This window comes from Pantoea sp. DY-17, assembly GCF_019795975.1.
In the GTDB taxonomy this organism is placed as follows: domain Bacteria; phylum Pseudomonadota; class Gammaproteobacteria; order Enterobacterales; family Enterobacteriaceae; genus Pantoea; species Pantoea leporis.
The window spans coordinates 55,178-67,608 of the sequence record NZ_JAIMIG010000003.1 but is presented as its reverse complement, the minus strand read 5'-3'; the positions used below and the strand labels follow the sequence as shown (position 1 = coordinate 67,608).

Here is a 12,431-nt window from a genome sequence, read left to right as displayed (position 1 = left end):
TTTACTGGAAACTGTGTTCAGCGGCTGGATAGAGGCCCGCTTCAACGTCGGCGATATAGTGGCGAATCGCTGCACGAATGTCGCCGGTTTCTGCGAGGAAATTTTTGGCAAATTTGGGAATGTGACCGCCGGTAATGCCAAAGGCGTCGTGCATCACCAGAATCTGGCCGTCAGTGACGTTGCCCGCGCCGATGCCGATCACCGGCACCGACAGCGCTTTCGTAACGCGTTCCGCCAGCGCCACCGGTACGCACTCCAGCACCAGCAGCTGCATACCGGCGGCTTCCAGCGCCAGCGCATCGGCCAGCAGACGTTCAGCGGCGGCTTCATCGCGGCCCTGCACTTTGTAGCCACCGAAGATGTTCACCGACTGCGGCGTCAGGCCCAAATGGCCGCACACCGGCACGGCGCGCTCGGTTAGCATACGCACGGTTTCTGCCAGCCACTCGCCGCCTTCCAGCTTCACCATATTGGCGCCGGCGCGCATCAGCTGTGCGGCGTTAGTAAACGTCTGTTCTGGCGTGGGGTAACTCATAAACGGCAGATCGGCCATCAGCAGCGCCAGCGGTGCGCCACGGCGCACGGCGGCGGTGTGATAGGCGATATCGTCCACGGTGACCGGCAAGGTCGATTCATGGCCCTGCACGGTCATGCCGAGCGAATCGCCAATCAGCATTACCTGAATGCCTTCATCGGCAAACAGGCGGGCAAAACTGAAGTCGTACGCCGTCAGCGTGGCAAATTTGCGCCCGCTGGTTTTGAGTTGGCGTAAATGGGAGAGGGTTGTTGGTTTCATCACACGCTCCAGAGTTTTCTGATGCGCGCAGTGTACTACGGCTTACTCAGACCACAAACGGATAGCGCTGCGATCCAGGGTGGCAAGAATCACAGATAAGGCTTGTCCATTCGGCATCGACAATTGCGGGGCAATTTCCAGCAGCGGTACCAGCATAAATGCGCGATTGTGCATGTCGTAGTGCGGCACGGTCAGGCGCGGCGTGTTAATGGTCTGGTTGCCAAACAGCATGATATCGAGATCCAGCGTGCGCGGTCCCCAGCGTTCAGCTTTGCGCACGCGACCGTGTTGCAGCTCAATGCGCTGGGTATGATCGAGCAGCGCCTCAGCGTCTAGCGCGGTTTCCAGCGCCACTACCGCATTAAGGTAATCAGGCTGATCCGGCGGGCCGTACGGCGGCGTGCGATACAGGGAAGATGTGGCGATGCGCGAGGTATGTGGAATGGCATCGAGCGCGGCCAACGCTGCATCAACCTGATGCAGCGGATCGGCCAGATTACTGCCTAAAGCGAGGTAAACGCGGGTCATTGCGGACTGTTTGTGCGAGGCCCGGTTGGACGGCGACGCGGACGGCGCGGTTTACGGCGCGGGGCCGGATCGTCGCCCAGCGTGGTCATCATGGTTTTCTGCTGCACCGGTGCCGCCGCCTGGAACTCGCCCCACCAATGCGTCAGCTTTTGCAGCTCAGGATTGTTTTCCACGTCGGCACGCAGCGCCATCAAATCGTAAGCGGCACGGAACTTAGGATGCTCCATCAGCTTCCATGCACGTTTGCCGTGACGACGCGACATGCGCAGCTGCAGCTGCCAGATATCACGAATCAGCGTGGTGATACGCTTGGGAATCGCCAGCGCGCGGCAGGCTTCATCAAGCGTTTCGTTCATCGACAAGGCGAAAGCATCGTAATAAGTCAGGCCGCTTTCCTGCGCAATGCGTTCGGCGGATTCCAGCTGCGGATACCAGAACATTGCGGCAAACAGGAAAGCCGGATTGACGCGCATATCATTTTGCAGGCGAGTATCCGTATTTTTCAGAACCTGCGCCAGCATACGCTCCATCAGGCTGTCGCTTTCGGCGGTGAAACCGCGCGTCAGCATCGGGAACAGCGGCTGGAACAGCTGATATTCACGCATCATCTGATAGGTGCGGTAGCCGTAACCGGCCTGCAGCAGCTTGAGTGACTCTTCAAACATGCGCGCCGGCGGAATGTCATTCAGCAGCGTCGCCAGACGCGGGATCGGCTCGGCCGTTTCTGCCGCGATACGCATCTGCAGCTTGGCAGCGAAGCGCACCACACGCAGCATGCGCACCGGATCTTCGCGGTAGCGCGTTTCCGGATCGCCAATCATGCGAATGATGCCTTCGTGCAAATCGTGCAAGCCACCGACGTAATCACGTACGGTGAAATCGGCCACGCTGTAATAGAGGCTGTTGATGGTGAGATCGCGGCGTTGGGCATCGTCTTCAATGCTGCCGAAAATGTTGTCGCGCAGCAGCATGCCGTTCTGGCCGCGCTGCGAGCTGTTGCGATCTTCTTCGCTCTCTTCATGATGATGACCACGGAAGGTGGCGACTTCGATCACTTCCGGACCGAACATCACATGTGCCAGACGAAAACGACGACCCACCAAACGGCAGTTGCGGAACAGCTTGCGCATCTGTTCAGGCGTGGCGTTGGTGGTGATATCAAAGTCTTTCGGCTTGCTGCCGAGCAGCAAATCGCGCACGCCGCCGCCAACCAGGTAGGCTTCGAATCCGGCTTTGTTCAGGCGATAGAGCACTTTGAGGGCGTTTTCGCTGATATCTTTGCGTGAGATGTTGTGGCTTTCTCGTGGAATGACAGTCATCTGACCAGGACTTTCAGCTTCCACCTCTTCAGGCGCCTCCTCATCACGCTTGAGGACTCTCCGGCAAAAATTAGCGACTCGGGTAAAAATGGGACACCTCGACAGTGAGAAAAAGGGTGTTAATAAAATCAGCGGCTAATCATAGCCTGTTGAGAACCATTTAGGAATGGTGATGTCGTTTCATCCTCTTTAAGACCGTTCTGCAACGGAATCAGGCGGATATTCCACTGCGCGACGGCCTGTTTCAACAGACTTTCCAGCGATTCATCCTGCCAGCCAGCCGAAACCGGCTGGCCAAGAAAGCGTAAAGCCTGCACCAGCAGCGGCCGCGCATCGCCAGCGGGCAGCGCGGGCGCATGATTCTGCTTGGAAAGCTTGTTGCCATCGCGATTGACCGCCAGCGGCAAATGCAGATAATCCGGCACTGGCCAGGCAAACTGCTGATACAGCGCAATCTGGCGCACCGTGGGCTCAATCAAATCCGCGCCGCGCACGATTTCCGTTACGCCCTGAAAATGGTCATCAACCACCACCGCGAGATTGTAGGCAAACAGCCCATCACGGCGATGGATAATAAAATCTTCCTGCGCCAGCTGCGCTTCAGCCTGTAAATGGCCACGCAGGCGATCGTCAAAGCCGCTAACCGGCGCATGCTGACGCAGGCGCAGCGCGGCGTTGTCCGGCGGCAGCTGCAAATCGCGGCAGTGACCATCGTAAAAACCGCCCAGCTGCTGGATGCGGCTACGCGTGCAGGTGCAGAAGTAACTTTGTCGATGCGTTTGCAGCCAGCTTAGCGCGGCGCGATAGGCATCGTGGCGCTGTGACTGCCATAAAACGTCGCCATCCCAGTAAAGACCATAATGTTCCAGCTGCTGCAAAATACGCGTTGCGGCACCGGGAACTTCACGCGGGGGATCGATATCTTCGATGCGCACCAGCCAGCGTCCCTGTTGCGCGCGCGCACTCAGGTAACTGCCTAACGCAGCAATCAGCGAACCAAAATGGAGGTCACCAGAAGGGGAGGGAGCGAAACGCCCAATGCAGTTTGAGGGATTCATAACGAAGTGTACCGCACGTCGGGAAAACAGGGATTTTCCCGGCTGTGCGGTAGCAATTTGCTTACGGCCATTAGCCAGCCATCTGCTTCTCGCGGATTTCTGCCAGCGTTTTGCAGTCAATGCAGAGATCGGCAGTCGGACGCGCTTCAAGGCGGCGAATACCAATTTCTACACCGCAGGAGTCGCAGTAACCGAAATCGTCGTCATCCACTTTCTTGAGCGTTTTCTCAATCTTTTTAATGAGTTTGCGCTCACGATCGCGGTTACGCAATTCCAGGCTGAACTCTTCTTCCTGCGCAGCACGGTCGACCGGATCCGGGAAGTTGGCAGCTTCGTCCTGCATATGTGACACAGTGCGATCTACTTCATCCCGAAGTTGGTTGCGCCAGGCTTCCAGAATCTTACGGAAATGGCCTAGCTGGGCGTCGTTCATATACTCTTCGCCCGGTTTCACCTGATACGGCTCCACTCCAGCGATGGCGAGGATACTCAGGGACGATGTTTTACGGTTTTGCCCTTCTTGCATGTTGTTTCTCCTGGATAACACGCACTTCCCTAGATACGTCAAGTTGCATGTGTTGACTGTGTGCCTGCAACCTAAACGATTTAGGGCTTATCGATTCCCATAAAGGGAAAAAAACAGGCCGCTATAAATAGCAGAAGCAATCAAGGTTGGCAATTATTCCTGACCACTACTTGACAAGCCTCTGAACAATCGCGTATTCAGCGCCTCGCCCAGAACATTCCTATCACACCAAATTGCCTTAAATATTACAACGCTACGTTAATCGGTTGCGTAAGTAATATCTTTAACGGTGAAATTTGAGCTTGATACGCCAAAACTTCCACACCACCACGCTGCGCCTGTTCCAGTAGTTCTGCGTAGTGCACGTCGATATGGCGTGCCGGGGAAACGTCCTCAATCCCCGTATGCAGAACTGCGAACAACAAAACGGCTCGATGACCTTCTGCCACGATGGTGCTCAATTCGCGCAGATGTTTCTGTCCACGAGCCGTCACCGCATCCGGAAAATAGCCTTTACCTGCTTGTAAAAGGGTGACGGACTTGACTTCAATATAGCAGTTGGATCGGCCATCCGCTTGCAGCAGGAAGTCAATTCGGCTTTTTTCCGTGCCGTATTTCACTTCAGGCTGGCAGCGGCTGTAAGCGGATAATTCCGGAATCGTGTCGAGCGTCAGCGCCTCGCGCACCAGCTGATTGGCGCGCAGCGTATTCACGCAGATCCAGTGGCCTTGTTGGGTCTCGGTGAGTTCCCAACTGTGCGGATATTTCCGCGTGGCACTGCTGGACGTCGAATACCACACGGTATCGCCCGGCGTGGCGCAGCCGGTCATCACGCCGGTATTGGCGCAGTGAATGGTCAGCGTTTCACCTTCTGGCGTAACTACATCGGCTAAAAAGCGTTTGTAACGGGCAATCAAGCGGGCGGGTTTGAGCGGTGGGTCGAACTCCATTTACTCTCCTGTGGATGATAGTAGCGGCCAGCGGGTCAGCGCCTGATAACGTGTGCGGCCGCGCGTCACGTTCGAAGCGAACAGCGCAAAATGGCGGATATCGGCGCGCCAGTGAAAACCGCGCGGCGGCAGCGCGATCTGTGACGCTGCGTGGCGCAACAGCGTGACATGCGGATGAAACGGCTGCGGGCTCTGTGCGCAGCCATGACGTGCCGCTTGCGCGCGCAGCAGGCTGGCGAGCTGCAGTAATCCGCGCGGCGCCCGCTGACAACCGAGCCACACCACGCCGGGACGCGGCCAGTGACCGGCGTCATCCAAATCGAGGGCAAAACCGGGCTGTTCGATGCGTGAGGCCAGCCGCTGCAGCTTGCGTGACGTCTCATCGCTGACCTCGCCGAGAAACGCCAGCGTCAGGTGCAGGTTGGCCGCCGCCACCGGTTTCCCGGCTTCGGCAGCAAAATTATCCGCGCGCCACTGCACCAGTTGTTGCTGGAGCGGAGCGGGCAGTTCAAGAGCAAAAAACAGACGTTGCGTTGCCAGGTTGGCCTCCGGTAATCCGCGCCTCAGAGTGCTACAATGCGCGCCATCTTAGCACAGGCATTTTGGGAGTTGAGTTTGAGTGAGTTACCGGTAAGCGAGGTGCTGCCTGCGTTGCTGGACGCGCTGGCGCAGTCGCCGCAGGTGTTGCTGGCGGCGCCGACCGGCGCAGGTAAATCAACCTGGCTGCCATTACAACTGCTGCAACACGCCCCATTGCCCGGCCGCATCATCATGCTGGAGCCGCGCCGACTGGCGGCACGCAACGTGGCGCAGCGTCTGGCAGAACAGCTTGGCGAGCAGCCGGGCGGCATCGTTGGCTATCGCATGCGCGGTGAAAACTGCTGCGGTGCCAACACGCGCCTCGAAGTGGTCACCGAGGGCATTTTGACGCGCATGTTGCAGCGCGATCCGATGCTGGAAGGCGTCTCGCTGGTGATCCTCGATGAATTCCATGAACGCAGCCTGCAGGCCGATCTCGCGCTGGCGCTGCTGCTCGATGTGCAGCAAGGATTGCGCGACGATCTGAAAATTCTGCTGATGTCGGCCACGCTCGATAATCAGCGTTTGCGTCAGCTGCTGCCGGATGCGCCCTTTGTGGTCTCTGAGGGCCGCAGCTTCCCGGTCACGCGCCGCTATGCTTCGCTCAACAGCCAGCAACGTTTTGAAGAAGCGGTAGCGCGCGAGGTGGCGCAACTGCTGCGCGAAGAGTCAGGATCGCTGCTGCTGTTCCTGCCCGGCGTGGCGGAGATCGAACGGGTTAAGCGCGAGCTGGAAGCGCGGGTCAGTGACGAGGTGGATCTTTCTCCTTTATATGGCGCGCTGTCGCTGGAGGCGCAACGCCGCGCCATCCTGCCGTCTCCGGCGGACCGCCGCAAAGTGGTGCTGGCGACCAACATCGCCGAAACCAGCTTGACCATCGAAGGTATCCGCTTAGTGGTCGATAGCGCGCTGGAGCGCTCGGCGCAGTTTGACGTGCGCAGCGGCGTGACGCGGCTGCAAACGCAGCGTATCAGCCAGGCGTCGATGACGCAGCGCGCCGGTCGTGCTGGTCGACTGGAACCTGGCATCTGCCTGCATTTACTGCCGCAAGAGCAGGCGCTGCGTGCGGCGGCGCAGAGTGAACCGGAAATTCTCAATAGCGATTTGACCTCGCTGCAGATCGATCTGCTGCAATGGGGATGTCAGAATGCGTCGCAGCTTATGTGGCTTGACGCGCCGCCGCCGCGCAACGTGCGTGCGGCGTGCGAGCGGTTAACCCAGCTAGGCGCGCTGGAGAATCACCAGCTCAACGCGCGCGGTCGAAAAATGGCCGCGTTGGGCAGCGATCCGCGCCTGAGCGCGATTCTGGTGGCTGCCGGGCAAAACAACGATGCCATCGCCAGCGCCGCGCTGCTGGTGGCGATTCTGGAAGATCCGCCACGCAGCGGCAGCGCCGATCTGCGTGATGCGCTTAACCATCCGCAGTCGCACTGGCAGCGCCGCGCGCGTCAGTGGCAGAAGCGCCTCAACGCCAGCGGCGGCACCATTAATCCCGACCTGTTCCCGCAGCTGCTGGCCGCCGGTTTTGCCGATCGTCTGGCGCAGCGTCGTGGCGACAGCGCGCGCTATCAGCTGGCGAACGGCATTGGCGCGATGCTTAACGAGCAGGATGGTTTGAGCCGCTATGAGTGGCTGATTGCACCGACACTGCTGCAGGGCGCCAGCGCCGCCGAGGCGCGCATGTTACTGGCGCTGCCGGTGGATATCGACGCGCTGCGCCGCGAATGCCCCACCTTAATTGAGCAGCGTACCGACGTGGAGTGGGATGAAGATAAAGGCACTTTGCGCGCGTGGAAACGCGAACTGATCGGCGCGCTGGTCCTAAAAGCGCAGCCGCAGGCACGCCCGGAGGCGGAAATATTGCATCCGGCGATGCTGCGCTGGATCCGCGAAAAAGGATTGTCGGTGCTGGGCTGGAAAGAAGACGCCGAACAGCTACGCTTGCGGGTGCACTGTGCCGCGCAGTGGCTGCCGGAAGAGGCGTGGCCGGCGCTGGACGATGAAAGCCTGCTCGATACGCTTGAAAGCTGGCTGCTGCCGGAGATGAGCGCGGTACGCGATCTGAAAGGATTGCAGAGCATCAACCTTGTCAGCGCATTATTACATTTGCTGACATGGTCACAACGTCAGCGGCTGGATACTGTGCTGCCAACTCATTACACTGTGCCGACCGGAAGCCGCCTGCCGATCCGCTACGATGCAGAGAAGCCACCCGCGCTGGCGGTGCGGATTCAGGAGATGTTTGGCGAAGCACAGAATCCGGCGGTGGCCGATGGCCGCGTACCGCTGGTGTTAGAGCTGCTCTCGCCCGCGCACCGTCCGCTGCAGATCACCCGTGACCTCGCGGCGTTCTGGCGTGGTGCGTATCCCGAAGTGCAGAAAGAGATGAAAGGGCGCTATCCAAAGCATCCGTGGCCGGACGATCCGGCCAACGCCTTACCCACAAGGCGGACCAAGAAATTTTCATCGTGAAACGCTGTGGATCGAATTCAGAGGGTTCTGCCATGCGCAGCACGAGAAAGCAGTTGTAGACTAAATAATTCGATTTTCAGGAAGGCGGCAAACGAGAGAATCCCGATGAGCTTACTTCAGTAAGTGATTCGGGTGAGCGAGAGCAGCCAACGCATCTGCAAATCGAATTATGACGTATATAGAGTAACGGCCGCCGCCGTAGCAATACCTGGAGAATAAAAGCATGTCTGGGAACGATCGCGAACCTATCGGGCGCAAAGGAAAAGCGCCAAAGCCGCCGCGCAGCAGTGCGCGGCGGGGTCGCCGCAGGGAACTTGATGATGATATCGATCAGGACGATTTTGACGAAGAAGATGAGGAGAGTGGACCGGTGCCACCAAAAAGTAAAAAACGTCCGCCACGCGGCAAACGTCGCTGGTTGGGCTGGTTGATTAAACTCTTCCTGGTCTTTGTGGTGGTGATGGCCGCCTGGGGCGTCTATCTCGACTCGGAAATCCGCAGCCGCATCGACGGTAAAGTGTGGCAACTGCCGGCCGCCGTTTATGGCCGCATGGTCAGCCTTGAACCGGGCATGTCGTACGACAAAAAAGAGATGATTGCGCTGCTGGAAGGCACGCAGTATCGCGAAGTGTCGCGCATTACCCGTCCGGGCGAGTTTAGCGTCAAAGGCAACACCATTGATCTGCTGCGCCGTCCGTTTGATTTCCCGGACAGCAAAGAGGGGCAGATCAACGCGCGCCTGACCTTTAGCAACAATGAGCTGAGCGAGATTAAAAACCTTGATACCGGCCGCGATTTTGGCTTCTTCCGCCTCGATCCGCGCCTGATCACCATGTTGCAGTCGCCGAACGGTGAACAGCGTCTGTTCGTGCCGCGCGCCGGTTTCCCGGATCTGCTGGTGAGTACCTTGATCGCCACTGAAGATCGCCACTTCTACGAGCACGACGGCATTAGCCCGTATTCGATTGGTCGTGCGTTCCTCGCCAACATCACCGCCGGTAAAGCGGTGCAGGGCGGTAGTACGCTGACGCAGCAGCTGGTGAAAAACCTGTTCCTCACCAACGAGCGTTCGCTGTGGCGTAAAGCGCGTGAAGCCTATATGGCGGTGATCATGGATGCGCGCTACAGCAAAGATCGCATCCTCGAGCTGTATCTCAACGAGGTGTATCTCGGCCAGACCGGTAATGACCAGATCCGCGGTTTCCCGCTGGCGAGCCTTTACTACTTTGGTCGTCCGGTGGATGAGCTGAGCCTCGATCAGCAGGCGATGCTGGTCGGCATGGTGAAAGGTGCGTCGCTGTACAATCCGTGGCGTAACCCGAAACTGGCGCTGGAGCGACGTAATCTGGTGCTGCGTTTGTTGCAGCAGCAGAACGTCATCGATCAGGAACTGTATGACATGCTGTCGGCGCGTCCGCTTGGCGTGCAGCCAAAAGGCGGCGTGATCACGCCTCAGCCGGCATTTATGCAGATGGTGCGTAACGAGCTGCAGGCTAAGCTCGGCGACAAAATGAAAGATCTCTCCGGCGTGAAGATTTTCACCACGCTGGATGCGATTTCGCAGGATGCCGCAGAGAAAGCGGTGATTGAAGGCATTCCAACGCTGAAAAAACAGCGTGGCCTGAAAGATCTGGAAACCGCGATGGTGGTAGTGGACCGCTTCAGCGGTGAAGTGCGCGCCATGGTCGGCGGTGCCGATCCGCAGTTCGCCGGTTACAACCGCGCGCTGCAAGCACGTCGTTCGATTGGCTCGCTGGCAAAACCGGCCACCTATCTCACCGCGCTGAGCCAGCCGAACAGCTATCGCCTCAACAGCTGGATCGCCGATGAACCGATTGCGCTGAAACAGCCGAACGGCAGCATCTGGAAACCGATGAATGACGATCGTCGTTTCAGCGGCAAAGTGATGCTGGTGGATGCGCTGACCAACTCGATGAACGTGCCAACCGTCAACCTCGGTATGACGCTGGGACTGGATGCGGTGGTCGATACCTGGAACAAGCTCGGCGTGCCGAAAGATCAGCTGCATCCGGTGCCGTCAATGCTTCTCGGTGCGCTGAACCTGACGCCGATTGAAGTGGCGCAGGCGTTCCAGTCGATTGCCAGCGGCGGTAACCGCGCTGAGCTGTCGGCGGTGCGTTCGGTGATTGCGGAAGATGGCACGGTGCTGTATCAGAGCTATCCGCAGGCGCAGCGTGTTGAACCGGCGCAGGCGGCGTATCTGACGCTCTACACCATGCAGCAGGTCGCCGATCACGGTACCGCGCGTGCGCTGGGTGCGCGTTATCCTAAAGCGCATCTGGCTGGCAAAACCGGTACCACCAATGACCTGATCGATAGCTGGTTCGCCGGTATTGATGGCAAAGAAGTGGCGATTACCTGGGTTGGCCGCGATAACAACCAAACCTCGAAGCTGTACGGTGCCAGCGGTGCAATGCAGCTTTATCGCCGCTATCTCGACAACCAGGCGCCAATGCCGCTGGTGCTGACGCCGCCGGAAGATATCACGCAGATGAATATCGATTCTGCCGGTAACTTTATCTGCGGTACGGGCAGCAGCACATGGCGTTCGTTGCCGGTGTGGTCGCTGGATCCGAACGCGCTGTGTCAGCAGCAGCAAGAGCAGGTTCAGCAACAACAGCAGCAGTTGCAGCAGCAACAAGAGCAGCAACAGCAACAGCAACAACAGCAGCCACAGAATGAGCAGAAAGATTCTGACGGCGTGGCGGGTTGGATTAAAGATATGTTCGGCAGCAAATAAGTTGCTGAGAAAACACAGGGCGCTGCGGCGCCCTTTTTTATTGGGATAGGTGGTTAGCTGGGCTGATTCTTACAGTTACTTTTGCGAATATCAATAACCATACCAGTACCTTGCGTCACGAGAACTTCCAGGCTTTTTACTGCAACGTCTCGTGCATGTAGCAGTGAATCTGCAGGTTCCTCGCCAAAATTAACGGTTCTCATCGGTGTGGCGGTACGCTCAGGATTGATGCAGTTCACTTTGACTTTATCCTCAATCCACTCTTCCGCCAGCGCCTGAGTCAGATTGACTACCGCAGCTTTTGCCGATGAGTAAAGGGCGTAAAAAGCCCGTCCACGAGTGTAAGAACTGGATGTGAAATTCAATAACATGCCGGAGTTGCAGGTTAACCGCTCTTTTGCCGCAATTGCCACGTTTACGGCTCCCAGATAATTAATGTTAATCAGCGCCATCACTTCCTGCTGAGTAAGCGTGGCGAGCGGTTTCTTAATCAAGACACCCGCAGTGTTGACGATAAAATCAATATTGCCATGCTCGGCAACAATGTTAGTTAAATAGTTTTTTACGCTGTCGAGATGAGTAATGTCGATATCATTATGTGAACGACTGGCAATATGTACTTTGGCCCCACACAGCGTGGCAACTTTCATCATCTCCAGACCAATTCCGCTACCTCCACCAAAAATAACCATATGCTTATCGCGCAGGAAATCGAGATTTGCAGAATTCAATGCGTGTGAGCTTTTCTCCTGCAGCAATTTCTCTGCGATAAAGAGATCAAGTGGATGGGTGATTTTAATATTGTTCTCATCGCCCTCTACGGTAATAACACGCGTTTCAGGCAGCATATTACGCAATACTCCGCAGTCGCAGGTAAACGTAAACTTACCCATGGCCGCTGCTTTCTCATAAGCCTGGCGAATTTTTTCCAGACGAAATGCCTGAGGGGTCTGGCCTCGGCGCATGCTGGCACGATGAGGAATATTGGCAATGCAGCCATCATCGTGAACTTCTACTAAAGTATCTGCTGAGGGGATCACCACATCTACGGCGTCAAAGGATTCAAGTGCATCTACGCATTTGCGAATAATAGTGTCGCTAATTAATGGACGCACGGCATCATGCAGTAAGATTTTACAATGACCGTCATAGTTGATAAGGGTTTTCAGCGCGGAATATGTTGAGTCAAAACGTTCCTTACCGCCGTTCACCACTTTACTCACTTTGTGCCACTGATTTTTTGCCACCAACTCCCACATGTAATCGATGTACTCATTTTGTGAGACGATAATAATTTCATCAATGTCGGCCGATTTTTCAAAACGTTCGATGGTGTATTCAATCACGGCACGTCCCGCTAACTTGGCGAATTGTTTTGGCTTGTCGCTGCCAAAGCGGGTGCCTGTACCGCCAGAAAGTATTATGGCTACATTTTTCATTTT

The 12,431-nt window shown here is 57.0% G+C and carries 10 protein-coding genes; 2 read left to right on the top strand and 8 right to left on the bottom strand.

All coding sequences use genetic code 11. The features are described from left to right. Position 1: 1 nt before the first annotated feature. The 7 genes from panB to thpR form a co-directional block, all read right to left on the bottom strand. Positions 2-796, bottom strand: a complete 795-nt coding sequence (panB, locus tag K5Y33_RS14540; RefSeq protein WP_110867552.1) for a 3-methyl-2-oxobutanoate hydroxymethyltransferase — start codon at positions 794-796, stop codon at positions 2-4. A 42-nt stretch (positions 797-838) separates the two neighbouring features. Continuing rightward, positions 839-1,324 (bottom strand): 2-amino-4-hydroxy-6-hydroxymethyldihydropteridine diphosphokinase, encoded by a 486-nt coding sequence (folK, locus tag K5Y33_RS14535; RefSeq protein ID WP_222234375.1) that lies wholly within the window; start codon positions 1,322-1,324, stop codon positions 839-841. Next, the gene (pcnB, locus tag K5Y33_RS14530) at positions 1,321-2,733 is read right to left on the bottom strand and encodes a polynucleotide adenylyltransferase PcnB (protein ID WP_206098210.1); all 1,413 of its coding nucleotides are present in this window, start codon (positions 2,731-2,733) and stop codon (positions 1,321-1,323) included. The genes folK and pcnB overlap by 4 nt, the downstream gene beginning before the upstream one ends. A 38-nt stretch (positions 2,734-2,771) precedes the next feature. After that, positions 2,772-3,701, bottom strand: a complete 930-nt coding sequence (gluQRS, locus tag K5Y33_RS14525) for a tRNA glutamyl-Q(34) synthetase GluQRS (protein ID WP_101762066.1) — start codon at positions 3,699-3,701, stop codon at positions 2,772-2,774. 70 nt (positions 3,702-3,771) lie between these two features. Next, positions 3,772-4,227 carry an RNA polymerase-binding protein DksA gene (dksA, locus tag K5Y33_RS14520; RefSeq protein WP_007888770.1) on the bottom strand — a complete coding sequence of 152 codons (456 nt, stop codon included), beginning with the start codon at positions 4,225-4,227 and terminating at the stop codon, positions 3,772-3,774. A gap of 245 nt (positions 4,228-4,472) precedes the next feature. Beyond that, positions 4,473-5,177, bottom strand: coding sequence for a DNA/RNA nuclease SfsA (gene sfsA / locus K5Y33_RS14515; RefSeq protein ID WP_222234374.1), 705 nt, complete (start codon positions 5,175-5,177; stop codon positions 4,473-4,475). After that, positions 5,178-5,717 (bottom strand): RNA 2',3'-cyclic phosphodiesterase, encoded by a 540-nt coding sequence (gene thpR, locus K5Y33_RS14510; RefSeq protein ID WP_222234614.1) that lies wholly within the window; start codon positions 5,715-5,717, stop codon positions 5,178-5,180. It lies immediately after the preceding gene. A 36-nt stretch (positions 5,718-5,753) separates the two neighbouring features. On the opposite strand from thpR, the gene hrpB reads away from it, so the two are divergent. Together hrpB and mrcB are read left to right on the top strand one after the other, a co-directional pair. Next, positions 5,754-8,228: an ATP-dependent helicase HrpB gene (gene hrpB, locus K5Y33_RS14505; protein ID WP_222234373.1), complete on the top strand. Its 2,475-nt coding sequence runs from the start codon at positions 5,754-5,756 to the stop codon at positions 8,226-8,228. A 223-nt stretch (positions 8,229-8,451) separates the two neighbouring features. Beyond that, positions 8,452-10,989: a bifunctional glycosyl transferase/transpeptidase gene (gene mrcB / locus K5Y33_RS14500; RefSeq protein WP_222234372.1), complete on the top strand. Its 2,538-nt coding sequence runs from the start codon at positions 8,452-8,454 to the stop codon at positions 10,987-10,989. A gap of 53 nt (positions 10,990-11,042) precedes the next feature. Here mrcB and K5Y33_RS14495 read toward each other — a convergent pair whose 3' ends face one another. Continuing rightward, on the bottom strand, positions 11,043-12,428 hold the full coding sequence (locus K5Y33_RS14495) for a bifunctional cytidylyltransferase/SDR family oxidoreductase (protein WP_222234371.1): 1,386 nt from the start codon (positions 12,426-12,428) through the stop codon (positions 11,043-11,045). Between the last annotated feature and the right edge of the window lie 3 nt (positions 12,429-12,431).